21 protein-coding genes and 1 tRNA gene are annotated in these 25,099 nt (G+C 69.7%); 10 read left to right on the top strand and 12 right to left on the bottom strand.

The features are described from left to right. The first annotated feature begins 54 nt into the window (after positions 1-54). The 5 genes from OG266_RS05485 to OG266_RS05465 all read left to right on the top strand — a co-directional run bounded on the left by OG266_RS05485 (position 55) and on the right by OG266_RS05465 (position 4,360). On the top strand, positions 55-918 hold the full coding sequence (locus tag OG266_RS05485) for an intradiol ring-cleavage dioxygenase (RefSeq protein WP_371543361.1): 864 nt from the start codon (positions 55-57) through the stop codon (positions 916-918). Then, on the top strand, positions 915-2,000 hold the full coding sequence (locus OG266_RS05480; RefSeq protein WP_371543358.1) for a maleylacetate reductase: 1,086 nt from the start codon (positions 915-917) through the stop codon (positions 1,998-2,000). The genes OG266_RS05485 and OG266_RS05480 overlap by 4 nt, the downstream gene beginning before the upstream one ends. A gap of 175 nt (positions 2,001-2,175) precedes the next feature. Continuing rightward, positions 2,176-3,090 (top strand): YceI family protein, encoded by a 915-nt coding sequence (locus tag OG266_RS05475; protein WP_371543355.1) that lies wholly within the window; start codon positions 2,176-2,178, stop codon positions 3,088-3,090. 270 nt (positions 3,091-3,360) lie between these two features. Beyond that, positions 3,361-4,128 carry an NPP1 family protein gene (locus OG266_RS05470; protein WP_371543352.1) on the top strand — a complete coding sequence of 256 codons (768 nt, stop codon included), beginning with the start codon at positions 3,361-3,363 and terminating at the stop codon, positions 4,126-4,128. 158 nt (positions 4,129-4,286) lie between these two features. Continuing rightward, positions 4,287-4,360, top strand: a tRNA-Pro gene (locus tag OG266_RS05465). A 309-nt stretch (positions 4,361-4,669) separates the two neighbouring features. Here OG266_RS05465 and OG266_RS05460 read toward each other — a convergent pair. Beyond that, positions 4,670-5,305, bottom strand: a complete 636-nt coding sequence (locus OG266_RS05460) for a response regulator transcription factor (protein ID WP_266472653.1) — start codon at positions 5,303-5,305, stop codon at positions 4,670-4,672. Positions 5,306-5,323: 18 nt separating this feature from the next. Then, positions 5,324-6,571, bottom strand: a complete 1,248-nt coding sequence (locus OG266_RS05455) for a sensor histidine kinase (RefSeq protein WP_371543350.1) — start codon at positions 6,569-6,571, stop codon at positions 5,324-5,326. A 216-nt stretch (positions 6,572-6,787) separates the two neighbouring features. On the opposite strand from OG266_RS05455, the gene OG266_RS05450 reads away from it, so the two are divergent. Further along, positions 6,788-6,991, top strand: a complete 204-nt coding sequence (locus OG266_RS05450; protein ID WP_266472649.1) for a hypothetical protein — start codon at positions 6,788-6,790, stop codon at positions 6,989-6,991. 38 nt (positions 6,992-7,029) lie between these two features. Next, on the top strand, positions 7,030-8,688 hold the full coding sequence (locus OG266_RS05445) for a molybdopterin-dependent oxidoreductase (RefSeq protein WP_371543347.1): 1,659 nt from the start codon (positions 7,030-7,032) through the stop codon (positions 8,686-8,688). A gap of 314 nt (positions 8,689-9,002) precedes the next feature. Here the strand turns inward: OG266_RS05445 and OG266_RS05440 are convergent, their stop codons facing one another. The 5 genes from OG266_RS05440 to OG266_RS05420 all read right to left on the bottom strand — a co-directional run bounded on the left by OG266_RS05440 (position 9,003) and on the right by OG266_RS05420 (position 14,668). Next, positions 9,003-10,073, bottom strand: a complete 1,071-nt coding sequence (locus tag OG266_RS05440) for a LacI family DNA-binding transcriptional regulator (RefSeq protein WP_371543346.1) — start codon at positions 10,071-10,073, stop codon at positions 9,003-9,005. 47 nt (positions 10,074-10,120) lie between these two features. Continuing rightward, the gene (locus OG266_RS05435) at positions 10,121-11,065 is read right to left on the bottom strand and encodes a carbohydrate ABC transporter permease (RefSeq protein ID WP_371543343.1); all 945 of its coding nucleotides are present in this window, start codon (positions 11,063-11,065) and stop codon (positions 10,121-10,123) included. Between the two features lie 11 nt (positions 11,066-11,076). Beyond that, entirely contained in the window at positions 11,077-11,985 is a 909-nt protein-coding gene (locus tag OG266_RS05430) for a carbohydrate ABC transporter permease (protein ID WP_371543340.1), read from the bottom strand. Between the two features lie 97 nt (positions 11,986-12,082). Then, positions 12,083-13,507, bottom strand: coding sequence for an N-acetylglucosamine/diacetylchitobiose ABC transporter substrate-binding protein (gene ngcE, locus OG266_RS05425; protein ID WP_371543337.1), 1,425 nt, complete (start codon positions 13,505-13,507; stop codon positions 12,083-12,085). 162 nt (positions 13,508-13,669) lie between these two features. Further along, complete coding sequence (locus tag OG266_RS05420; protein ID WP_371552658.1) at positions 13,670-14,668, bottom strand: hydroxyacid dehydrogenase; 999 nt, start codon at positions 14,666-14,668, stop codon at positions 13,670-13,672. Positions 14,669-15,018: 350 nt separating this feature from the next. Between OG266_RS05420 and OG266_RS05415 the strand changes: the two genes are divergently transcribed. The 3 genes from OG266_RS05415 to OG266_RS05405 all read left to right on the top strand — a co-directional run bounded on the left by OG266_RS05415 (position 15,019) and on the right by OG266_RS05405 (position 20,431). Then, positions 15,019-17,913: a polysaccharide lyase family 8 super-sandwich domain-containing protein gene (locus OG266_RS05415; RefSeq protein WP_371543334.1), complete on the top strand. Its 2,895-nt coding sequence runs from the start codon at positions 15,019-15,021 to the stop codon at positions 17,911-17,913. A 64-nt stretch (positions 17,914-17,977) separates the two neighbouring features. After that, on the top strand, positions 17,978-19,729 hold the full coding sequence (locus OG266_RS05410; protein WP_371543331.1) for a DUF2264 domain-containing protein: 1,752 nt from the start codon (positions 17,978-17,980) through the stop codon (positions 19,727-19,729). Between the two features lie 24 nt (positions 19,730-19,753). Then, positions 19,754-20,431, top strand: a complete 678-nt coding sequence (locus OG266_RS05405; RefSeq protein WP_371543328.1) for a ThuA domain-containing protein — start codon at positions 19,754-19,756, stop codon at positions 20,429-20,431. 72 nt (positions 20,432-20,503) lie between these two features. Here OG266_RS05405 and OG266_RS05400 read toward each other — a convergent pair whose 3' ends face one another. From OG266_RS05400 to OG266_RS05380, 5 genes are all read right to left on the bottom strand, one after another. Next, entirely contained in the window at positions 20,504-21,565 is a 1,062-nt protein-coding gene (locus OG266_RS05400; RefSeq protein WP_371543325.1) for an acetamidase/formamidase family protein, read from the bottom strand. Next, positions 21,562-22,314, bottom strand: a complete 753-nt coding sequence (locus tag OG266_RS05395) for a cysteine hydrolase family protein (RefSeq protein ID WP_371543323.1) — start codon at positions 22,312-22,314, stop codon at positions 21,562-21,564. Before OG266_RS05395 ends, OG266_RS05400 begins: the two co-directional genes overlap by 4 nt. Beyond that, entirely contained in the window at positions 22,307-23,830 is a 1,524-nt protein-coding gene (locus OG266_RS05390; RefSeq protein ID WP_371543320.1) for an amidase, read from the bottom strand. The genes OG266_RS05395 and OG266_RS05390 overlap by 8 nt, the downstream gene beginning before the upstream one ends. Beyond that, entirely contained in the window at positions 23,827-24,255 is a 429-nt protein-coding gene (locus OG266_RS05385) for a cupin domain-containing protein (protein ID WP_266472626.1), read from the bottom strand. The genes OG266_RS05390 and OG266_RS05385 overlap by 4 nt, the downstream gene beginning before the upstream one ends. A 68-nt stretch (positions 24,256-24,323) precedes the next feature. Then, complete coding sequence (locus tag OG266_RS05380; protein ID WP_371543315.1) at positions 24,324-25,097, bottom strand: creatininase family protein; 774 nt, start codon at positions 25,095-25,097, stop codon at positions 24,324-24,326. Positions 25,098-25,099: the final 2 nt, after the last annotated feature.

Here is a 25,099-nt window from a genome sequence, read left to right as displayed (position 1 = left end):
ACCGACTTGTCCGATGAGACCGTCGGACATGCCTGACGGGACCAGGGGAGTGGAATGACCACCGAACACACGGCCGATCTCACCGGCGAGGTCGTCGACAGCCTGCAGCGGACGGCCGACCCCCGGGTGCGCGAGCTTCTGAGCGCGCTCACCCGGCACCTCCACGCCTTCGTACGTGAGACGGAGCCGACGATGGAGGAGTGGGAGCGCGCCATCGGCTTCCTGACGGCGACCGGGCAGATGTGCACCGACACCCGGCAGGAGTTCATCCTCCTCTCCGACGTGCTCGGCGTCTCGATGCTCGTGGAGACCATCAACGGCCACCGCGATCCGGGAGCCACCGAGTCGACCGTCCTCGGTCCCTTCCACATGACCGAGTCGCCGGTCCGTGAACTCGGCGCGAACATCGACCTGGTGGGCACCGGCGAGCCGTGCGTGGTCAGCGGCCGGGTGCTGGCACCGGACGGATCCCCGCTGCCCGGCGCGGTCCTCGACGTGTGGCAGGCCGACCCCGAGGGCTACTACGACGTGCAGCGGCCGGACGTCCAGCCGGCGGGCAACGGACGGGGACTCTTCACGGCGGACGCTGAGGGCCGTTTCTGGTTCCGCAGCTGTGTGCCGAGCCCGTACCCGATCCCGACCGACGGCCCGGTCGGCGAGCTCCTGAAGGCGACCGACCGCCATCCCTACCGCCCCGCCCACATCCACTTCATCGCCTCGGCCGAGGGCCATACCTCCGTCACCACGCACATCTTCGTGGCGGGCAGCGAATACCTCGACTCCGACGCGGTGTTCGCCGTGAAGCAGAGCCTGATCCAGGACTTCGCCGACACCGACGACCCTTCCCTGGCACGGGAGTTCGGCGTCCCGAACCCCTTCCGCCACGCGCGCTTCGACCTCGTACTGGAGCCGTCATGACCACCGCGCTCGACTTCTCCTACGAGAGCCGGCCCTCCCGGGTCGTCTTCCGGCCCGGCGCGGCGGTGTCCGCGACACCGGGCGAGGTCGCGCGGCTCGGGCTGCACAGGGTGCTGGTCGTGTGCGGCAGCCGGGGCTCGGCGGTCGCGCAGGCCGTCGCGGACGCGCTCGGCGACTCCTGCGCCGGGCTGCACGCCGAGGCCCGTATGCACGTACCCGTGGAGGTCGCCGACCGGGCCGTCGAGGTGGCGCGGGCCGCCGGCGCCGACGGATGTGTCGCGGTCGGCGGCGGCTCGGCGATCGGCCTCGGCAAGGCGATCGCATTGCGTACGGGGCTGCCGCTGATCGCCGTGCCCTCCACCTACTCCGGCTCCGAGATGACCCCCGTCTGGGGCCTCACCGAGCACGGCGCCAAACGCACCGGACGCGACCCCGTCGTCCAGCCCCGCACCGTCGTCTACGACCCCGAGCTCACCCTCGCGCTCCCCGTCCCCCTCTCCGTCACCAGCGGCGTCAACGCGCTCGCGCACGCCGTCGAAGCCCTGTACGCGCCCGACGCCTCGCCCCTCGTCTCGCTGATGGCGGAGGAGGGCGTACGGGCGATGGCCGGGGCACTTCCCCAGGTGGCCGCCGCCCCCGACGACCTCGACGCGCGCGGCCGCGCCCTGTACGGCGCCTGGCTCTGCGGAGCCTGCCTGGGCGCCACCACCATGGGCCTGCACCACAAGCTGTGCCATGTGCTCGGCGGCACCTTCGGCCTGCCGCACGCCGAGACCCACACGGTGGTCCTCCCGTACGCCCTCGCGTACAACGCCTCCGCCGCTCCTGAGGCGATCAAGGCCCTGTCCCGCGCCCTGGCCACCGACGACGTCCCCCGCGCGCTTCGCGACCTGGCCGGAAACCTCGGCGCTCCCCGCACACTCGCTGAACTCGGCCTGAAAGAAGCCGACTTGGCGGTCGCTGCCGCACAGGCCACCGCGGCCGCGTACCCCAACCCCCGTGAGGTCACCGCGAACGGTGTACTCGGTCTGCTGACGGCGGCGTACGAAGGCTGGGAACCCCGGAGCGACGCCGTCCAGTAGCGGCCTCCGCTGTCTCAGGATGAGACACCCGAGACCTTGCGATGTGCTTCAGGATCGCAAATGGGCCGTGACCTCCACGCCCGCCCGGCTCGTCGTGTGTGCCTCTGGTGAGCGCGAACACGCCTTCGGCGGTCACGCGCACGGCCCTGAACATTCGCGAAGAAAGGTGAACACCATGGCCCTCGCTCTGCTCAGGCGCCTGCGATCCAAGGGTGCCTCCGCCGACGCGGCGGGCCTCTCGCTCCCTCTCCCGCAGGGTGCCGGCGCGCTCGGCCGCGAGGTGCTCGACCCCATGGGTGCGGCCATGGGCGCGGCCGAGGTGACGGTCACCGCGATGGACTCGCACCGCGTCGTGGCCCGCGGTATCACCGACCCCTACGGCTTCTTCCTCGCGGCGCTGCCGCCCGGCCGCTACAGCCTGATGATCGCGGCCGAGGGGCTGCAACCGCACCGCGAGACGGTGGACGTCGAGGCCGGAGCGGCGACCCCCACGCAGCGGATCTGGCTGCAGACCGCCCGCGTCCTGGAACTGCCGGTATCCGGTACCTGGCTCTTCGACCCGCCCCACACGGCGATCCGCTTCATCGCCAAGCACGTCGGCATGGCCAACGTCCACGGCCGTTTCGAACGCTTCGACGGCGGTATCCGCATCGCCCCCGACATGGCCGACTCCCGGGTCCAGGTCCGCATCCACGCGTCGAGCATCACGACCGGGAACGTGACCCGGGACAACCACCTGCGTTCCGCCGACTTCCTCGACGTCGAGAGGTTCCCGTACATCGAGTTCAGCAGCACGCGCTTCGCCTATCGCGGCGGCAGCAAATGGACCCTGCAGGGCTCGCTGACGATGCACGGAGTGAGCCGTTCCGTGGCACTCGACACGACCTACCTCGGCACGGTCAACGGCGGCTACGGCGAGGAGTTGCGCTGCGCGGCCCTGGCCAAGGCGGAACTGCACCGGGAGGACTACACGCTCGACTGGCGTTCCATGCTGGCGCGTGGCATCGCGGTGGTCGGTCCGACGGTCCAACTGGAGCTGGATGTACAGGCGATGTACCGGACGCATGACACGCCTACGCCGCCGGAGTAGTGGATCCAGGGGTCCTTCGACGGAGCACACGCTCCTGTCCTCCAACACACCGTCCCGCTGGGCACGTTGCCCCGGGAGTGCGAGCTCACAGCCGGCGCGGCCCGGCAACTCACCTGCGCCCATTGATTGGTCGACATGGATTAGTTGACCTTTCATCGCTCTGACACCTCCAGACTCTGGAGTTTTCGACCGAGCGCCGGGAAGCTGATCCGAGCATGTCAATGCGACCGCTCGAACAGCCCCCACCCCGCGGTCGATCAGGAGGACGCAGTGAAGAAAAATTCGCGCATCGGCAAGGTTTCGATCGTCTTCGGAAGCGCCGTCGCGCTGGTCGTCGCCTTTCCGGGTATCGCCCTCGCCGACCCGCCTTCGGCCCTGCCGGCCAACGCGAACGGACTGGAGCAGACGTTCCAGCCCGCCTATGACTACGACACCGATGGCTGCTACCCCACTCCGGCCATCGGCCCCGACGGGACCCTTAATGGCGGCCTCAACCCGACCGGGGCTCTCAACGGCTCGTGCCGCGACTCATGGGACCTGGACAACACCAACGGGTACTCGCGCCAGAAGTGCAACAACGGCTGGTGCGCGATCATGTACGGCCTCTACTTCGAGAAGGACCAGGCCGTGGCCGGCAGCAGCCTCGGCGGGCACCGCCACGACTGGGAGCACGTCGTGGTGTGGACGCAGGACAACGTGGCCAAGTACGTCTCCACCTCCGCCCACGGCGACTTCAACACCTACAGCAGCGACCAGATCCGCTGGGACGGCACGCACCCGAAGATCGTCTACCACAAGGACGGGATCAGTACCCACTGCTTCCGCCCCGCGAACTCCAACGACGAGCCGCCGGAGAACCACCAGCACACCTGGCAGTTCCCCCGGCTGGTCGGCTGGGACGGCTACCCCGCGGGCGTGCGCGACAAGCTGACCGCGGCCAACTGGGGCAGCGCCGTCTTCGGCCTCAAGGACGGCAACTTCAATTACCACCTGGAGCAGGCGGAGCCCTCCGGTATCCCGTTCGACTCGAACGCGTGAGGAGTGGACCCCGGGGGCTGAACGGCGCGTCAGTCGCCCCCGGGGTCCGCACGGCGCCCTTTCTGCAAGGGCGCCGTGACCGCCCGTGCAAGTCCGGCCACTCCGGTGCGGTAGGGTTTACCTGCATGAACACGGGGTCACCCCCGGGTGAAACGCATCGGGACGTGGCGCAGCTTGGTAGCGCACTTGACTGGGGGTCAAGGGGTCGCAGGTTCAAATCCTGTCGTCCCGACGGTGCGAAGGGTCTTCGCGGGCGAGAGCCTGTGGGGGCCCTTTTCGTATTGGGTCGTTTCCGATCGTCGGGTTGAGCACGCCGCTCATAGGCGCCTCTACTCGGAGGTCGGCGAAGACCTGGTCGGGTATCTGTGGGACTGGGACCGCTCGCTGCATGCTGGGGACCACCCGGAGACCACCCGGTACGACTATCTGCTGCCGACGCCGATACCGACGGTGCGGCCCACACCGGCGACCAGGGCGAGCGAGCGGCGCGAAGGGCCTGCCAGGCGGACTGGCCTTGATCGCTGCTCGTCGTCGCGAAGCGTCACTGGTGTGGTGTGGTGAGGATGCCGCGCGAGAGAGCGATGGTGACGGCCGCGGTGCGGTCGTTGACTCCCAGCTTGACGAACGTTCGCAGTAGGTGCGTCTTCACCGTCGCTTCGCCGATGTACAGCTGTCGGCCGATCTCGCTGTTGGACAGACCTCGCGCGACGAGGCCGAGTACCTGAACCTCGCGGGGGGTCAACTGCTCTCCGGCCGGTGCCTGCATGTGGGTCACCAGCCGGGCGGCTACCAGTGGGGCGAGGACGGTTTCGCCGCGGGCGGCCGCCCGTATCGCGTCGGTGAGGGTACCGATCGGCGTGTCCTTGAGCAGGTAACCGGTGGCGCCGGCCTCGATCGCCGGCAGGATGTCGGCGTCACCTTCGTAGGTGGTCAGCACGAGCACGCGAATGCCGGGGTGCTCCTGGCGGATGCGCGCCGTCGCGGTGGCGCCATCGGTGCCCGGCATCCGCAGATCCATCAGGATGACGTCCGGGCGCGTCGCGGCGGCGAGGACGATCGCCTCGTCGCCGGAGCCTGCCTCTCCAACGACGCGCAGGTCGTCGTAGGCCTCAAGCATGCCGCGGAGGCCGAAGCGTACGACGGGATGGTCATCGACGATCAGGATGTGGATAGTCATCGAGCCGGTTCCGCCCGCTCAGTGGTCGGGTGTGGAGCTGAGATCAGGCACAGGCTGCAGGCTACGCGCCGACTGCTCGGCCGGGGCCAGCGGCAGCTCGACTCGTACCGTGGTGCCCTGGCCAGGAGCTGATCGCACCGCGCAGGTCCCGCCGAGGCCGGTGGCGCGGGTGCCAATGCCGAGCAGTCCGTATCCACCGCGGACGGTGGCCGGGTCGAAGCCCTGACCGTCATCGGTCACGGCCAGCGCCATGAGGCCGTCGTCGTGGCGTAGTTCAATCTGCACCGTTGTGGCGTCGGCGTGCTTGCTTACGTTGGCCAGGGCTTCCTGCGCGGTGCGCAGCAGGGCGATGTCGGTGCCTGTCGGTGCGCCGGACCGCTCGCCGAAGATCGACACCTCGACGTGCGTACCCGTATCGCGGGTATGGCGGGCGGCCAGCCGGTCCAGTGCATCCGCGAGGCTGCGGCCGGTCAGGTCGACCGGGGTCAAGGCGGCGATCAGCGAGCGTGCCTCGGCGAGGTTCTCGCGGGCGGTCTGTTCAAGGATGTCGAGCTGGCTGTCGGCGGCCGCCGGATCCCGGTGCAGGGTCGTCCGTGCGACTTGGGCGAGCATGAGGATGCTGGTGAAGCCCTGTGCCAGGGTGTCGTGGATCTCGGCGGCCAGGCGTTCGCGTTCGGCATGGACGCCCGCCTGGTGGCCCGCGCGTTCCAGCGCGGCCCGTGTCCGGGTCAGTTCTTCGATCAGCGCGGCCCGTTTGCGGTTCTGCTCGCGGATGCCGGTCAGATAGGCGCCCACGAGGATCGTCACGGTCATGGGTACCAGAACGGTCACGCCGATCATCGCCAGCGTGTAGCGGCCGACTCCGACCGGCGCCAGCATGGCCCAGGCGAGTTCGGTGTAGAGGATGAGGAGCAGCGGTATGCGTACCCGCCACCTCGCGACCATCACGAACAGCTGTGGGCCGAGCGCGAACAGCAGCGCGCCACTGATCGGGGCGATGGCGAGCAGCAGTGGGAAGGCGACCGCCAGGACTGCGAAATAGGCCGCACCCCAACGCTCGTCGCGGTTTTCCATAGCCAGCGGAGCGACCAGGGCGTACCAGGCGACGATGACGGCGAGCGTGCCGAGGGCAAGCAGGCGTTGTCCGAGCGCCACGGTGACGTCGGCCGCTATGGCGACGCCAAGGGGTATCGCGACGGCGCCGATGAGGACATGCCATCCGACGCGGTAGCGGTACCCGAAGTCGACGGTGCTGCGCGCTGTCACGTCCCGCCCACCTTCACCCGCCGAGATCTGCCCGCCAGTTTACGGGCGCTCACACCCAGAGTGCCCGACCCGGCGCCGAGGAACGTCCACGCACCGGTGGGGCCGCGCGTACGTCGATCGGTTGACAAGGGGGTCCAACCAAGCGTTGTTCCGGTCGCGGCCACCGAACCGTCAGGCTCTAACCGAGAACCTCGGCTCCACACCTGGAGGTACCCCATGAAGAAGAACTGGTTCGTCCTCGTCCTCGGTGCACTGCTGGTCCTTTTCGGCGCGGGCTGGACCTTGCAGGGCCTCGACGTCATGAAGGGCTCAGCGATGAGCGGCGTGACGCTGTGGGCGGTCGTCGGACCGATCGTGGTGGTCGTCGGCCTGGCCCTGCTTGGCGTCGGCATCTCCCGGCGACGCCGGGTCAGCCGATAAGCGTCCACCAACTGTCCGATACCGACTTGGAGACTCCGATGACAGGACGACCGGCACCGGTGAAACCGCCCAAGCAGTGGTACGGCGAGCTTGCCGGCGTCGCGGCCACCGCGCTCGCCCTGGGCGTCGGTGAGCTGGTGGCAGCCGCGACGGGCGGGCCCTCAGCACCCCTCGTGGCAGTGGGCGGTGTCGCCGTGGACGCCGCGCCGACTCCGGTCAAGGAGTTCGCGGTCACGCTGTTCTACACGTACGACAAGCTGGCGCTGCAGGCGGGAATCGTGCTGGTGTTGGCGGTCTTCGCCGCGTTCATCGGTGCACTGGCCATGCGTCGGCTCGTATACGGGCTGGCCGGCGTCGCGGTGTTCGGGATGATCGGCGTACTCGCGTCAGCCACCCGGGCCAGCGCCACGTGGGCGTACCCGCTGCCGACGGTGATTGGTGCACTGGCCGCCGCAGGCCTTCTGGTGCTGCTGCGTCGCACCCTGCCGCGCCGCGCTGCGGTATCGGCACCAGACCTGGGGGACACCGGCCCGGACACGAACGTGGTGGCGCAGGAAGCCCCCACCCCTGTGGAGGGCGCCCGTTCGCCGTCGTCGGATGCCGGCATGTCGGTGATGGACGGGGCGGGACAGCCACCGGGCCGGCGACGGTTTCTCGCGCTGGCGGTCGGGGCTATCGGTGCGGCCGCGGTGGCCGTACCGGGCGGACGCCGGCTCTGGGCACAGCGCGTGGCCGCGGCCCGGGCCGCGGTGGTACTTCCGTCCCCGTCGAGCCCGGCACCGCCATTGCCCGCCGAGGTCTCCGCCGGCGTGCCCGGAGCGGAGTCGTTCGTGACCAGGAACGCGGACTTCTACCGGATCGACACCGCTTTGACGGTGCCACAGATGGAACCGAAGGACTGGCGGCTGAGGGTTCATGGCCGGGTGAAACGGCCGCTGACGCTGACGTACGAGCAGTTGCTGGCACGGCCGATGGTGGAGCGGTACATCACGCTGGCGTGTGTATCCAATGAGGTCGGTGGTGAGTTGGTCGGTAACGCGCGATGGTTGGGGGTACCGATCAAGGATCTGCTGGATGAAGTCGAGCCGGACGGCGGGGCGGATCAGGTGGTGAGCCGTTCCGTGGACGGCTACACGGCCGGAACGCCGACGGCAGCGTTGCGTGACGGGCGGGACGCGTTGCTGGCGGTCGGAATGAACGGGGAGCCACTGCCGGTCGAGCACGGGTTCCCGGTCCGGATGGTGGTGCCCGGACTGTACGGATACGTATCCGCGACGAAGTGGTTGACGGAGCTGGAGCTGAGTCGTTTCTCGGACTTCAGCGCCTATTGGGTACGGCGGGATTACGCGGCGCTGGCTCCGGTGAAGACACAGTCGCGGATTGACACACCGGCCGCGGGCAAGCGTCTGGAGCAAGGTCTGGTGATGGTGGCCGGGGTGGCGTGGGCGCAGCATCGTGGGGTGTCCGCGGTGGAGGTCCGCGTGGATGACGGGCCATGGCAGCAGGCACAGCTCGCGGCGGTGCCGTCGGTGGACACATGGCGGCAATGGAGCTGGCCGTGGCAGGCGACGCCCGGCAAGCATCGCCTGCAAGTACGCGCCACTGACAACACCGGCCAGGTACAGACAGGACGGGTGCACAAGCCGTTGCCTGACGGGGCAACAGGCCGGCACACGATTGAGCTCACGGTTACCTGAGCATTTCCCGCCGGGCGCCGATGACTCAGTGTGCAAGGACCGTGCAGATGTGCTGACTTGCCGACTCTCGCTTGAAGCGCGCCGATGGAGGCACCAGAGCTCGCAGTGGCTCCACAACTGGGGGTCAAGGGGTCGCAGGTTCAAATCCTGTCGTCCCGACCAGCTTTGTTGCAGGTCGGAGGCCGTTCTCTCACCTATGAGAGGGCGGCTTTTTGCGTTCCCGGCGGGGCGGGGGAGCCGAGCCGGTTGGGGGCCTGCCCGACCGGGTGAGCGGCTTGCCCAGCTGTCCGGTCCGCTCCGGCGAAAGTGCCTGCCTACGGTTTCACGCGGGTGGAGCGCACGCTCTGGCGCATGACCAGGTGCGTGCCCAGCATGACGTTCTGGTCGCTGTACACCGGGTCGTCACGGTGCAGTGCCATCCGCACGGCGGCGCGGCCCAGTTCGTCGAAGGGCACGTGCACCGAGTTCAGCGGCAGGGGAAGATCGGCGGAGATAGCCTCGTCGTTGTAGCCGATGAGCGACAGGTCGTCCGGGAGTGTCAGACCGCCTTCACGGGCGGCGGTCATCGCGCCGGCCGCGAGGTAGTCGTCGAAACAGAAGGCTGCGGTGTACGGCAGGCGCCCGGCGGCCAGGTGGGACCGCACGGTCTCATAGCCGAACGTCCGGTCGGCCCCTCCGATGTGGAGGAGGCCCGGATCCGGAGTGATGCCGTGGTCCTCGTGGGCGCGCCGGTAACCGGCGATCCGCAGATCGGTCGTGGTGTGGTCACGCGGGCCGCCGAGGAGGGCGATGCGCCGGTGGCCGAGGGACAGCAGGTGGCTGACGGCCGCGTGGGCGCCGCCTTCATGGTCGTAGTTCACGACCGTGATCGGCAGGTCGGGTGCCGGGGCGGGCCGTCCGCAGAGCACCAGCCTGGAGCCGCTGGCGTCGAGGATCCGGGCGAAGCGGGCGATCCGCTCCGCGTAGTGGGGTGTCACGACGGTCCCGCCGATGAGCACGACCGCCTCGGTGTTGTGCTGGCGCAGCGTCTCCAGTAGGGCGATCTCCCGGTCCGGGTCGCTTCTGGTGGAACAGACGATGCAGAGCCGGTTCTCGTTGACGGCCTGTTGCTCGATACCGCTCGCGACCCGGTTGTGGTACTGCCAGGACAGCCCGGGGAGCAGGATCGCCACGGTGCGCGAGTGCGGGGCCGACAGAGCGCGTGCCTGGGCGTTGACCACATAGTCCAGCTCTTTGATGGCCCGCTGGATGCGCGCCTGCGCCGAGGAGGACACCGGGCGGCTGCCGGTCAGAACCCGGGAGACGGTCGCCGGGGAGACTCCGGCTCTTGCAGCGACGTCACGGATGGTGGCGGCTCGTGCAGGCGCGTCCTGAGGGTCGTGCATGTGTGGAGTATACGGTTGCCTGTGTGTTTCCTCGGAGGGTGACGGGCTCACTTGAGCATCCCCACGGTGAGGCCGGCCTGGATGCGTCGCTGGAGTGCGAGATAGAGGCCGATCACAGGGACCGCCGCGATGACGAGTCCGGCGAACAGAGCGCTCCAGTCCGCCTCGTAACCCTGCTGGCTGGCCAGGTTCGCCAGACCCTGGGACAGCACGTACTTGTCGCGGTCGGTGTTGAGCGCGACCGGCAGCAGGTACTGGTTCCACATGCCGAGGAAGTTGAAGATGCCGACCGACAGCAGGCCCGGCTTGGCCATGGGCAGCATGACCCGGAAGAAGATGGCCTCCTGCGAGGCGCCGTCGATGAGGGCGGCCTCGGCCACCGCCGTGGGAAGCGTCCGGAAGAAACTGGTCAGGAAGAAGACGGTGAACGGCAGCGCGTACGCCGTGTAGACGAGGATCATGCCGTGGTAACTGCCGAGCAGCCCGAGGTTCTTGACGACGAAGAAGAGCGGGACCAGGGCCAGCACGACGGGAAATGCCATTCCGGCGACGAACGCGTAGTAGATCAGCCGGCATCCGGGGAAGGTGAAGCGGGCCAGCACATAGGCGACCATGGAGCCCAGGATCATCGTGAGGACCAGTGAACCGAGCACGACGATGAGGGTGTTGACGAAGTAGTCGCCGATGCTCGCCCTGGACCAGGCGCGGGTGAAGTTGTCGGCGTGCCAAGTGCTGGGCAGCTGCCAGGGGTTGCCGAACAGTTCCCGGTTGTCCTTGAACGCGCTGATCAGCGCCCAGAGCAGGGGCACGGTGGACAGCAGGGCCCAGAAGACGAGCAGGGCGTGGGTCGCGCCCGTCGCCGCGGGAGCGCCAACGCGCTTGAGCAGCGGGGGAGTTGGCGGCGTGGCAGGCTTCGGGACCCGATCGCGCTCTTGGCGCCTGGGGCTCGACAGACTCGCGTCGGCCTGCGTGGGGTGAGTCGAAGTCTTCATCGTGGTGGGCCTCAGAACTCGATCGTGTTCTTGTCGCGGGAGCCGCGGAAGGTGAGCGCTGTCAGCAGCAGGCTGAGCAGACTCAGCATCACGCCGATCGCCGTGGCGTAGCCGAACTTGCCGTTCCCGAACGCGGACAGGTACAGGTACTGGGAGAGCACCATGGTGGAGTTGTCCGGGCCGCCGGTCGGGGTGAGGACCATGAACAGGGCGAACGCGTCGAGCGCGTGGATGCCCAGATAGACCCAGGCGACCTGGACGGACTCCCGCAGCAGCGGCAGCGTGATGCGGGTCAGCGTCTGGAAGCGTCCGGCGCCGTCCAGGTCGGCGGCCTCGAAGATGTCCTTCGGAATGGACTGCATCGCGGCGCTGAACAGCACGACGTAGAAACCGACGCCGGCCCAGACCATCACCGCGATCAGCGACCACAGAGCGACGGCCGGGTCACCGAGCCAGGTGTGTGCCAGCCCGCCCAGACCGATCGCGTCCAGTCCGCCGTTGAGCAGCCCGATCTGCGGGTTGTAGATGAACTGCCACAGGATCGCCGTGATCACCACGGGGAGGATGTGCGGAAGGAAGTAGACCCTGCGGTAGAGGGCCGAGCCACGGACTCCCGCCACCTTGCCGTCCGAGCCGCCCACGTTGAGCATGGCGGCGAAGAACAGCCCGAGCGCGATCGTGACCAGCGGAACCACCAGCAGGAGCAGCCCGTTGTGCCCCAGGGCCTGCCAGAACTCCGGGTCCTGGAAGAGGCGTTGGAAGTTGTCGAGGCCGACGAAGGGCTTGTCGGCGGTGAACCCCGACCAACTGGTCAGGGCGATCGAGAACGCCTGCGCGTAGGGGGAGACCACCAGCGCCCCGTACAAGGCGAGCGGCAGTGCGAGGAAGAGAAGGATGATGCGGGTTTTTCCGTGGTTCACGAACGACTCCGGGGATGGGGGAGACGGGGTCCGCCGCTCCTGCGGATCGAGGAACGGCGGATCCTCCGTGTCTGCGGCTTGATCCGCCGGACAGGTCCTAGATCTTGAACTTCGTGATGGAGGGGTCGGCGGCGATGTCGTCGGCCTTGGCCTGCATCGTGGAGAGGAACTCGGCCGCGTCGATGCGCCCGGCGAGCAGGTTGGCGACCTCGGACTTCAGCGTGGTGGCCAAGTCGGCGTACCAGCTCATGAACCGGTAGTTGAACAGGTCGTCCCCGGCCGCGGTGACGGCCTTCAGCACCGAGCCCAGCGCGGTGGAACCGAGGTCGTTGTCGCCCGTGGCCCCCTTGACGATGGTGAGGGCGTGGGTCGTCTCGGTGAAGTTGGACGCGGCTTCCTTGGAGAGCATGATCCGCAGGAACTCCTTGCCGCCGCGGAGGTTCTTGGCCTTGGCCGGTACGACGAAGATCTCTCCGGCGACCGCGTGCAGCGCGCTCTGGGGCAGGGCACCGTCCGCCGTGAGCGGGGGGACAGGGCCGAAGACCATGTCGAACCCGTCCGGGGTGATCGCCTTCATCTCGTTCTCGACGTACGAACCGGCGTGGTACAGCGCGGCCTTGCCCTGCACCCAAGCGGTCTGCGCCTGGGTGTGGTCCAGCCCCTCGCTGCCCTTGAGGAAGTACCCGGACGAGGCCAGCCCCGCGATCGCCTCGGCGGCGGCCTTGACCGGTTCGGCCTGCCACGCCTTGGCTTCGAGGTTGTCGATCGCCTTGATCACGTCGACGCCGCCCTGCTTGGCCGCGAGGGCCATGAGCGGGCTGAAGAAGTAGTCGGGCGCCGTCGTGCCGCCGTACGCGAAGGGCGCGATGCCCGCTTTCTTGATCTTGGCGGCCAGCTCGGTCAGGCCGTCCCAGGTGGTCGGCCAGGTCCAGCCGTGTTTGTCGAACAGCGTCTGGGAGTACCAGAAGCCGTTGACGGTGAAGACGTACGGGAGGCCCATCACCTTGCCGTCGAACGTGGTCACGTCCAGCGTGCTCGGCAGCAGCGTGTCCTCGACCGTGGTGTCCGGGTCGTCGACCGAGGGGGCCTTCAACAGGTCGGCCAGCTCGGCCAGTTGGCCTTCGGCGACCAGCGTGCCCATCGCGATCTTCTTGGCGCCGCTGTTGTCGATGACGTCCGGCGGGTCGCCGGCGACGAACCGCGGCTGCAACTCGGTCTGGATCTCGGTGATGCCGGAGTGGCTGATCTTCGCCTTGGGGTACTTCTTGGAGTACAGCTTTTCGTCGAACCTGGCGTATTCGTCGCTGTAACCGCCCTTGAAGACGACGACGTCCAGCGCGGCGCTCTCGTCGATGCCGAACGGGTTGGTGGCGCTGACCTTGCCCTTGGCCGAGCCGGATTCGGCGTCGCCATCGGCGGAGGCGCAGGCGGCCAGCAGGCCGGAGCCGGAAACGGCGAAAGCGGCGACGGCTGTCGCTCTCAGCAGGCTTCTTCTCGAGAAGCTCGGGGGCTGGGCGTTCACTGGTGCTCCTTTGTGCGGCGGGGTTCGCTGTGTGATGGGTTGGTACGGGCTTCGCTGTGCGGTGGGTTGGTACGGGCTTCATGGCGCGGCGGGGTTCGCCGCGCGGTGGGTTGGTACGGGCTTCGTTGTGGACGAGGGCGGCACGGGGAAGGCCGTTTCGGCTCAGGCGAGCAGCGCCAACTGGTCGGCATGGATGCCCCCGTGCAGGGGCTCGTCGGCGCTGAGGCGTTCGATCTCGGTGACGGCGAACTCGCCGAGCCGGCGTATCTCGGTGCCCATCGCCCCGGCCACATGGGGCGTGACCATGACGTTGGGCAGGGACAGCAGCGGGTGTCCGGCGGGCAGCGGCTCGGGGTCGGTCACGTCCAGGACTGCGTCGATCCGGCCGTCCGCGCAGTGCCGGAACAGCGCCTCGGTGTCGATCAGTTGTCCACGTGCGGTGTTGATCAGGACGGCACCGTCGCGCAGCAGCGCGAGCCGGCGGTCGTCGAGCAGGTGGTGGGTCTCGGGCAGGGCCGGGGCGTGCAGGCTGACGATGTCGCTGTGGCCCAGCAGGTCGTCCAGGTCGACCAGCTCCACCTGTCCGGCCGGATGCAGTCCGGCCGCCGCTCGCGCGTCCAGGGTCGGGTCACTGACCAGTAGCCGGAAGCCGTGCGGGGCGAGCAGCTCCAGGACGAGACGTCCGGTGCGGGACGCGCCGACGATCCCGACGACGCGCTCATGGTTGCCGGTGTCGTCGGCGAGCTTGTTCTTGTAGCGGCCCTGTGTGTAGTCGTGGGCCAGCCGGAAGGCGCGCTTCCCGGCGAGCAGGATCGCGCCGACGGTGTACTGCGCGACTGGAAAAGCGTTGGCGGAGGCCGCCGAGGACACGAGGATTCCGCGCTGCCAGACCTCGGGTGTGAGGTGGTGCTTGACCGATCCGGCAGCGTGCACGATCGCGCGCAGCCGGGGAGCCGCGTCCAGGACGGACTGGTCGATGAGCGGGCAGCCCCAGCCGGTGAGCAGCACGTCCACGTCCGCCAGATGGCTGCGGGAGGCCGGGGTCGCGAAGTCGACGATGATGCCGGACTGGACGTCCACGCTCTTGTCCAGCCGAGCGGTGAGCTCTTCGGTGAGGGCGAGGGCGGCGACCTCTGGCTGCATCGCGATGGCGACGGTCATGCGACGGCTCACCGGTTCACTGCTCCTTGGGGGTTCGGGATGGTGGGTTGCTTCACGGCCTGGGGTTGCTTCATGACGTGCAACCGGTTTCACGTGAGATGGCCGTCAAGCTATTGAGCGTTGAGGCGATCCGTCAAGAGGCTCTCTGTAGAAATGGGCTTCCGGTGGTCAGAAAGCTGTGAGTCCGGGTGAGTTGAGGCCAGAGGGGTTGCCCTCTTGGATGAAACCGGTTTACCGTCCCCGCCCAACTGCCCCATCCGACAGGCGGGGGAGCCGGCCAACCATCCGACGACGGGCGCCCACGTCCGTACGACCGCGCGCCCCGCACGGGGTGCGGAGGGGATCCCCCGATGCTCACTCGCCGACAGTTGCTGCACCTCGCCACCGCCACGGCGGGCATCACCTTGGGCATGGCCGCGATCGGCTCACCGCCGGCCTTCGCCGCCGACGAGTACGACACCCTTCGCCTGCGCTGGATCGACAGGACCCTGCTGGGTACCGGCTACGACGCCACGCAGGAGCCGTTCGCCACCCTGTTCACCCTCATGGGCAGCACCGCGTCCGGCTTTCTGTCCGGCATGAACCCGTCGACGGCCTCGCTCTGGGACGACCTGCCGATCGGCAGCGTCAGCGCCAACGTCACCTCCAGCTACGTACGTCTGAAGTGGATGGCCCAGGCATGGGCCTTCGACGGCACCGGACTGACGGGCGACGCCGATCTCCTCGCCGCCGTCCTGACCGGCCTCGACTGGATGTACGCCACCGCGTACACGCCGACGACCACCACCTACGACAACTGGTGGGACTGGCAGATCGGCGCCTCGCGGCTCTCGCTCGACATCGCCTGCCTGGTCCACACCGAGCTCAGCAGCACCCGACTCGCCAACTACCTGGCGGCGATCGACGCCTTCGTGCCGGACTCCGCGGTCGCCACCTACAGCGGGGTCAGCACCGGAGCCAACCGTGTCGACCTGTGCCGCGTGCTCATCCTCCGCGGCATCCTCGCCAAGAGCTCGGCGAAGATCGCCACGGGCGTCGCCGGTCTCTCCGCCGTGTTCCCGCTGGTCCGCAGCGGCGACGGCCTCTACGCCGACGGGTCGTTCGTCCAGCACACCAACGTGCCCTACACCGGGTCCTACGGCTCCGTCCTGATCAGCGGACTGGCCGGGCTGCTCTCGCTCCTGGCGGGATCGACCTGGGAGGTGACCGACGACAACCGGCAGTTGCTCTTCGACGCCGTCACCGACGCCTTCGCCCCGTTCCTGTTCAACGGGCTGATGATGGACGGCGTGTCCGGGCGGGCGATCAGCCGCGGCGTCAAGACCGTGGACAATCCGCTGGGCATCCAGCAGGACGACCACGTACGCGGCCATCTCATCATCGGCAGCATCCTGATGCTGGCGGACGCGGCCTCCACCGACGAGGCCGCCAGCTGGAAGGCGTTGGCCAAGGGCTGGCTGGAGCGCGACTACTGGGCCCCGTTCCTGGAGGACTCCTACCAGACGCTGCCCGTGCTGGCCCTTGGCAAGTCCGTCCTCGACGACACCGCCATCACCGCGACCGCCGAACCGGTCGCCTCCCGGGTCTTCGGCAGCATGGACCGGGCCACCCACCGCCGCGCCTCCTGGGCCCTCGCCGTCTCCATGTGCTCCGCGAGAACCGCGTTCTACGAGTGCATCAACGGCGAGAACCTGCGCGGCTGGCACACCGGCTCCGGAATGACCTACTGGTGGGGCGGCACTTACGGCAACGGCCAGTACTCGGACGCCTATTGGCCGACCGTCGACCCCTACCGCCTGCCCGGTACCACCGTCTCCCGCATCCCGCTGACGGACGGACAGGGAACCCCCAGGCCCACCCCGCCCACGGGAGCCGTCTGGGCCGGCGGCGCAACCGACGGAACGTACAGCGCGCTCGGCCAGGACACCCGTGGCCTCGGCTCCACGCTGGCCGCCAAGAAATCCTGGTTCTGCCTCGACGACCAGGTCGTCTGCCTCGGCGCCGGGATCACCGCCGGCGACGGATATGCGGTCGAGACCACCGTCGACAACCGCAACCTGGGCTCCGCCGCCTCCAATGCGCTCACCATCGACGGCACCGCCCAGTCGACCACGCTGGGCTGGTCCGGCACCTTCTCCGCTGCCTCCTGGGCGTCGATCACCGGGGTCGCCGGCTATGTCTTCCCAGGCGGGGCCACCCTGAAGGCGCTGCGCGAGGCCCGTACCGGCGCCTGGAGCGACATCAACACCGAGAGCTCGACGGATTCCCTGACCCGCCGTTACCTGACCCTGTGGGTCGACCACGGCACCGACCCCGTCGGCGCCACCTACAGCTACATCCTCCTGCCCGGCGCCACGCCCAGCCTCACCGCCGCCCGCGCGGCCGCCCCGACGGTCACCGTCCTCGCCAACACCGCCTCCGTGCAGGCGGTCACGGACACCGCCACCGGTGTGACCGCCGCCAACTTCTTCGTCGCCGGCACCGCGGGCCCGATCACCGTCTCGGCCCCCTGCTCCGTCCTCGTACGGGAGTCCGGCGGCACGCTGTCGGTCAGCGTCGCCGACCCCACCCGCGCCGCCGCGACCGTCACCGTCACCGTCGCCCGCAGCGGATACACCACGGGCACCACGGACGACGGCGTCAGCGTCGTCGGCCTTGCTCCCCTCACCCTGGTCGTGGAGGTCGGCGGCGCGCAGGGCGCTTCCCGCACCGTGACGTTCGGCACCGGCGCGACCGTCACCGCCGGCACGTACACGGCCCTCGCCCCGACCGCCGACGCCTACGTCCGCGACGGCTCCTACGCCGACACCAACTACGGCGGCACCACCGACCTGGTCGTCAAGAACGCAGGCACCGGCTACCACCGCCGGTCCTTCCTCAAGTTCGACCTGTCCGCCCTGGCGGGCACACCCAGGCGCGCGGTGCTGTGGGTGCGCGGGGCCACCTCCGACTCCACCGGCACCCAGGCCACCCTCACCGGGTACGCGGTGAGCAGCGACAGTTGGACGGAGACCGGCCTGACCTGGAACACCCAGCCGTCGCTCGGCGACGCGCAGTCCTCCGGATCGATCGGAAACGCCAAGGACTGGATCCCGATCGAGGTCACCGGCCACCTCCAGACCCAGTACGCGGGCGATGGGACGGCGACTGTGGCCCTCGCCGAGAGCGCGGCCGGCGTCGCCGTCCTCCTGGCCAGCCGGAGCAGCTCGGTGAACCAGCCGTTCTTGCAGGTCATTACCGGGTGAACTGGTTTTAGGAAACAGATGAAACCGATTGCATACCCTGTGATCGATCTCTACGATGACGGCCATGCCCACCCCGTCACAGCTGTTCGGCCCAGCCCCCACCACCAGGGAAGGCTGGGCCGACGCGCTGCTCGCCCTTGCCGCACCCGCCACGCGCACGGCGGCTGCCGGTCCCGGACGGATGCCGGTGCACGCGAGCATGAGCGACCACCGGGCGGTCTGGTTCGAACTCGTCGCCCGCCCCCTGTGGGGACTCGCCGCGCACGCCGCCGGCGGCCTGTCCGGCGCGGACCGGCAGTGGGAGGAGGCGCGCCACGCGCTGACCTCCGCCGTCGACCCCGAACACCCGTGGTACGTCGGCAGTCCGGCCGACATGGACCAGCGCCTCGTCGAATCCGCCGCAGTCGGTTACGCGCTCGCCGTCGCACGGCATCAGCTCTGGGACCCGCTCACCGAACGGCAACGGCAGCAGCTCGCCGACTGGCTGTCGACGGCGGCTTCGGCGACGCCGTGGGACAACAACTGGTGCTTTTTCCCGGTGCTTGCCGCTGTCGGGCTGCGCTCGGTGGGCGTGCCCGTGGACGAGACGCGGATGGCCGCGCATCTGGACCGTATCGAGGACTTCGCCCTGAACGACGGCTGGTACGCCGACGGGCCCGGCACACCGGAGCGCCCCGGTTCGCGCGACCACTACGTCCCGTTCGGATTCCACTTCTACGGGCTGCTGCTGGCCTCGCTGAAAGCGGTCGACGAGGAGCGCGGCCGGCGTTACCGGCAGCGGGCCGCCGAGTTCGCCACGCAGTTCCAGCACTGGTTCGCCGCCGACGGAGCCGCCCTGCCCTTCGGACGCAGCCTCGGCTATCGGTTCGCCCAGGGCGCCTTCTGGTCGGCCCTCGCCGCGGCGGACCAGCCCGCTGTCGGCTGGGGCACCGCACGCTCGCTGGCGCAGCGCAACCTCGCCTGGTGGTGGCAGCGGCCGGTCCTCGCCGAGGACGGCTCCCTGACCGTTGGCTACGCCTACCCGAACACCGGCGTCGTCGAGCAGTACCTGGCCGGCGGTTCCCCGTACTGGGGCACGAAGGTCTTCGCGAGCCTCGCCGCGACCGAGGACCACCCGTTCTGGACGGCGACGCCCGCGCCGGTCCCGCCGCCCGGAATCAGCAGGCAGCCGGCCGCCGCGATGGTTCTCGCGCGGGACACGGCGGGGGACGTCGTCGCGCTCGCCGGGCAGAACGCGCCCGCCTGGAACCCCCGTGGCGGGACCGCGAAGTACGCGAAGTTCGCCTACTCCACGCTCGCCGCCTTCAGTGTGCCCACGGGCGAACCGACCCTGGAACAAGGGGGTTTCGACAGCGCGCTGGCCCTGTCCGACGACGGCGAAGGCTGGCGCACGCGTTCCGCCGGCGAGTCCCGGATCGACGGCGAGACGCTCGTCGTGCGCTGGCAGCCATGGCCGGACGTGACCGTCGAGACCCGGCTGCGGCACACCGACGGCGGGCACCTGCGCGAGCACCGCATCACCAGCGGTCGCCGGCTGTACACGGCCGAAGGCGCCTTCTGCGTCCCGAAGACCGGCCTCGGAGCGACACCCCACAACTTCACGGAGCGCCCCGGCCTGGCCCGGGCGACGGCCGACACCGCCGTGAGCGAGATCGTCTGCCTCGCCGCCGACACATCACCCCGCGAAGGTGTCGTCGTACTGCCGCTGCCGGGCTCGCATCTCCTGCACCCGCGCACAGCCCTGCCGACACTGCGCGGCGTACTCGATCCCGGCGAGCACGTCCTGCGCTGCCGGGTGTCCCTCACCCGCCGATGAATCCCTCCTCGCACCGGAGCACGCATGTCTGACCGCCAGATCCTCGTGTACACGGCGACCGCCGCGTACCGGCACGTTTCCATACCCGCCGGCGTGGCCGCCTTCCGTGGACTGGGCGCCGAACACGGGTTCGTGGTCCACGCCACCGAGGAGCCCCTGCGCTCCCTGGACGGCTACGATGCCGTCGTGTTCCTGTCGACCAGCGGCGAGGTCCTCGACGAACCGGGCCGGTCGGCGCTGTTGGAACACGTCGCGGGAGGTGGAGGATTCCTGGGGGTCCACTCCGCCGCCTGCACCGAGTACGAGTGGCCCGCCTACGGTGAACTCCTCGGCGCCCGGTTCGCCGGGCATCCGCCGGTGCAGCCTGCCGTCGTCACGGTCGACCGCTCGCACCCGGCCACCGCACACCTTCCGCGGCAGTGGCACTGGACCGACGAGTGGTACGACTTCAGGGCGCCGCCCCGCGACGTCACGGTGCTGGCCACCGTGGACGAGACGACCTACACCGGCGGCGGCATGGGGGCCGACCACCCCCTCGTCTGGTACCGGCACCACGGCCGCGGGCGCAGCTTCTACACCGCACTCGGCCATGCGCCCGAGGCCTACGCCGATCCAGCCTTCAGGGCGCATCTCCTCGGTGCCCTGCAATGGGCGGCCGCCTGGCCGGAGGGTGATGCCCCGGGAGTCGACGAAAGGCCCTGACCTCATGTCGGCGTGGCCCATCGTCACCGCGCCACTGCCGGAGCCGGAGCCGGCTCGGCTCCCCACCCGGCGTCAGAAGGTCAGGTCCGCCTTGGAAATGCGGCAGTGGACGCCCTTGACGATGTCGACCACCTGGGAGACCTGGAAGTCGGCGGCCGCGCTGAGGTAGGCGAGGGCCACCGGTCTGGGAACGGAGAAGCGCTCGTCGAGGAGGGTGAGGGCGTCGCGTACGGCATGGCGCATGGCCTCGTCGAGGTCGATGTCGAGGCCCATGACGATGTGCTCGGTGTCGGTCTCTGCGAAGGGGGCGCGCAGGCGGGACGCGAGTCGGCGGAGAGCGGGGTCGCGGTGGACGGTGAGGCGGAGGGTCGCGCGCAGCGGGGCTTCGAAGGCGGTGAGGGCCACTTCGCCGTCGCCCTGGGAGAAGTGCGGGTCGCCGGCGTAGAAGAGGGCGCCCTCGACGGCAACGGGGAGGAAGAGGCGGGCGCCGACGCCGAGGTGGCGTACGTCGAGATTGCCTCCGTGCGGGCCGGGAGGCACCGAGTGGACCGGGGCAACGGTGGCGGGAGCGGTGCCCATGATGCCGAGGAAGGGGCGGAGCGGGAAGCGGATGTCGCGACCGTCGCCCACGGGGAGGCGGCCACGGCCGTCGTCGTCGACGGTGGCGACCAGGCTGACCGGGTCGGGGCCGGGGCCCTGAGGGTATTCGCCGGGGAGCGCGCCCTTGCCGTGGCGGTTGCTGATCACTCCGTAGGGGGCGCGGCGGCGCAGGCGCAGGACTTCCACTTCGAGTACGTCGCCGGGCTCGGCCCCCTGGATGTGGACGGGTCCTGTGACCACGTGCGGGCCGTGGACGGCGGGGTCGTGAAGTCGGGTGGAAGCGGCGAGTTCGGCCGTGTCGTGAAGGATGCCGTGGATGCCGGCTGCGGCGAAGAAGGCGGCCGGGTCTCGGCCCTGGTCGGCGAGGATGCCCTCGTGGCTGATGGTGTCGAGGCTGACGCTCGTGCCAGAAGGGACCGAAAGGGTCGGTTTGGAGCGGGCGTTGGGGAGCAGACCCCAGTGCACTGCGGTTGGGTCTGCGGGGAGGTAGTGGTCGCCGTCGACGGGGCCGCAGTGGGGTTGGAGGAGCGTCACAGGGCTTCCTGGAGGTCGGCGGCGGTGAGGGTGAAGCCGAAGCACTGGCGGACGTTGTAGACGGTGGCGTCCATGCAGTACGCGGGTGAGGTGGTGGCCACCGCGTCCTGAAGCATCAGCACGTCGTAGCCGAGGCTCGCCGCGTCCATGAGGGTGGCGAGGACACACTGGTCGGCGTTCACTCCGGCGAACAGGAGCGTGTCGGCGCGGAGATTGCGCAGGACGCTGTCGAGTTCGGTGTCCTGGAAGCCGCTCATGCGGTACTTGGCGATGTGCAGGTCGCCGGGTGCCGCGAAGAGGGGTGCGGTGATGTCGGCGGACGCGCTGTCGCGTTCCAGGACCCTGGCTCCGGTGGGCAGTTGGGAGCCGAGGCCGCCGCCGGTTCCATCCTGGTCGTAGACGTGGAGGACACCGGGTGGGAGGTTCGCGCGGTCGGGGCGGTTGCCCCAGTTGAGCCAGACGACGGGGACGTCGGCCGCCCGGAGTGCGGGGAGGAGCCGCTGGAGTACAGGGATGGGGGTGCGGGCCGGGGACACGTCCACGCCGATCGAGGCCAGCCAGCCGTCGGGCGAGCAGAAGTCGTTCTGCATGTCGACGACGACGATCGCCGCCCTGGCCAGGTCGAGCGTCAGGATCTGGGGCTGAGCCGCCACGGTCACGGGGCGGGCCGGGCGTTGCGGGCGACGGAGGTCGACGTGCTTGGCGTCCGCGCGCCAGGCGTTGCGGGAGTTGGGGCCGATCTCATACATGGGTCAGCTCCAGGAGGGCGTGGTCCGTGCCCGGTGCGCCTATCGCGCAGAGGCCGACCGGGAGGTCGCGGACCCGCAGCCGGGGCATGGTGACGGCGGGCAGCCCGGCGAGCGAGGCAATGCAGGTGAGGCGGAGGGTTGCGGCTCGTACGGTGTCGACCTCGGCCGGTGTCGCATCGGCGCGGGGAGCTGGGCTGCTCGTGGCGGGGAGAAGGAGCGCGGTGCCGGGCGGGAGGGCTTCGACGATGACCGAACGGGCGGACAGGAGCCCGGAGGTGGCGTCACGCACTTCGCCCTCCGTGACCTGGCTCCCCCCGGCGAACCGGGCCTCGATGTCGGCCCCCAGCGCGCCCGGGTGCTTCTCGATCCACGCCCCGTGCGCGGTCCATGCCTCGGCCGCCTGGACGGTACGGAAGGCGGGCAACCACTCCTCCAGGTGTGGGGCCATGCCGGTGTCGGTCCGGACGAGCTCCAGGCCGGTGCGGAGGGAGAGCGCCCGGCATGCCGCCTCGAAGGATGCCTGGACCTCGGGTTCGGCGAGCGCGGTGAGGGCGTCGTCGACCAGAAGCGTGGTCATCGGGGATTCGTCGTCCCGGGGCAGGAGCACCTTCGCCGCTGTACGCAGCAGGTCCGGGTCCCGGGCAAGCAGTCCAGCCGTGTCGAAGGACGGGGCCAGCGGGAGCAGGCCGCCGGTGGGGACGACTCCGTGGGTGGGGCGCCAGCCGTAGAGGCCGCAGTAGGAGGCGGGGACCCGGATCGAGCCCGCGGTGTCCGTGGCCAGCCCCAGATCCGCCCAACCGCGGGCGACCGCCGCCGCCGGACCGCTGCTGGAGCCGCCGGTGATCCGGCCGGGGGCGGCGGGGTTGACGGGGGTGCCGTAGTGGATGTTGATCCCGGCGAGACTGAAGGCGAGTTCGTCGGTCTGGACGATCCCGGCGAGCTGGGCGCCGGCGCCGACCAATTCCCGTACAGCGTCAGCGTGTTGGGGCTCCACCGGCGCTTCGGCCAGCCACTGCGGGTTGCCCCCGCCGATCCGCTGTCCGGCAACGGCGAAGAGGTCCTTGACGGCAGTACGTACACCGGCGAGCGGCCCCGCCTCCGCCCCGGCGACCAGCGGCTCACCCACGACCCGCCACACCGCGGGGTCCGGAGCCTCGTTCGCCACCGGATCCGGCACGGCGCTGACGTGCGCGGCCGCGATCCGCCAGCCCTCGCCCGTCAGCCGCCACACCTGAGTCTGCATCCCGCGCGCCCGGCCGGTCCGGAGTGTTTCGGCGGTCAGTACGGCGACGTCCTCGGCGATCCGCACCTCATGCACGCGCTCGACCGTACGGGCCGGGGCTCCCCCGCCGCGGCCGCGACGGAAGTCCGAGATGGCCGCGTACCCGCTCAGCACCATGGAACCCTCGGCGCGCACCGTGTCCGGGGCGTCCAGGAACCAGTGGTCGAGGCCCGCCACGTCATTGGCGCCGAGGGCCTGTTCGTACGACCAGAAGGCGTCCAGGAGTTCGCTCATCGGGCGGCTCCGAGGACGGCCAGGTCCGCGTCGTCGAGCACCGCGAAGGGGCCGCGCTGGATCAGGTCGGCGAAGCCCTCGTCGGGGGACATGATCGTGAGGGTGTAGAGCCGCTCGGTGGCCGAGGTGTTGGTGATCCGGTGCTTGGATCCGACGGGCAGGACCAGCACATCGCCGGGTGCGAGGTCGTGTTCGTGCTCGTCGCTGACCGCCCGGCCCTCGCCCGCGAGTACCACGAAGGTCTCCACGGACTCGGGGTGCCAGTTGAGCGGCTGGGCGCCGCCCGGCTCCCACACCTCGAAGACGACGGTGGTCGGTGAGCCGTCGGCCGGTCCGGTGAGGACGGCGAGTTTGACCGTGTCGCCTGCGGTGATGTGGTGGGCGGTGATCTCGCTGAGCGGCTTGTGGAGCGGGGGGATGGCCATGGCGGGTGTCCTCGACGTCAGGCGGTCAGGAAGAAGGCGTTCAGGAGAAGGCGTTCAGGAGATGAGGGTCAGGCGGAAGGCAGGAAGCGGGCGCATTCGCGCAGTGCGGCCGCGTTGTTGGCGATGGCGGTGTCGACGAGCTTGCGGCCGAGTTCGGGGGTGGCCCCGGTGGGGTCGCCGATGACGCCGTTGCCCGTACCGAAGTCGTCGCTCGTCCAGCCGAAGGAGACGGACTTGCCGAAGCCGATGTGCTCGTAGGCGGTCAGGTGCTCGGGGACACTCCGCTCGGCCAGCGACATGTCCACCGTCTCCGGGTGGAGGTGGAGCATCGCCGCGGTCTCCTTCAGCCCACCGTGCACCCCCAGACCCAGCTCGCCGGACGGGGACGCGCCGCCCTGGTCCGCGGGGAGCGCGGCGTGCAACAGGAAGGTGAACAGACCGTATTTGGTGCGGAGTTCACGCAGAGCGACTCCCAGCAGCGCACTGTTACCGCCGTGCGCGTTGAGGAACGCGAGCCGCCGCACGGGCCCTTTGGCGAGAGAGCGTCCCAGGTCGTCCAGTACCGCGAAGAGCGTCGAGGCGCTGAGCCACAGCGTCCCGGGCGACCAGGCGTGTTCGTCGGACTTGGCGTATGCGAGGCCCGGCAGCAGCGTGATGTCGCAGCTGTCGGAGGCGGCCAGGGCCGCTCCCTCCGCTATCGCCTCCGCCATGAAGTAGTCGGTGGCGACGGGAAGATGGGGCCCGTGCTGCTCGATCGCGCCGACGGGAAGGACTGCCACGGTGTCGGCGGACAGGTCGGTGACCGACGGGCCGCTGAGGTCGGTGAAGCGGGTGAAGGCCATGG

It is taken from the genome of Streptomyces sp. NBC_00554 (genome assembly GCF_041431135.1).
Taxonomy (GTDB): Bacteria; Actinomycetota; Actinomycetes; order Streptomycetales; family Streptomycetaceae; genus Streptomyces.
This window is presented reverse-complemented; position numbering and strand designations above follow the sequence as displayed.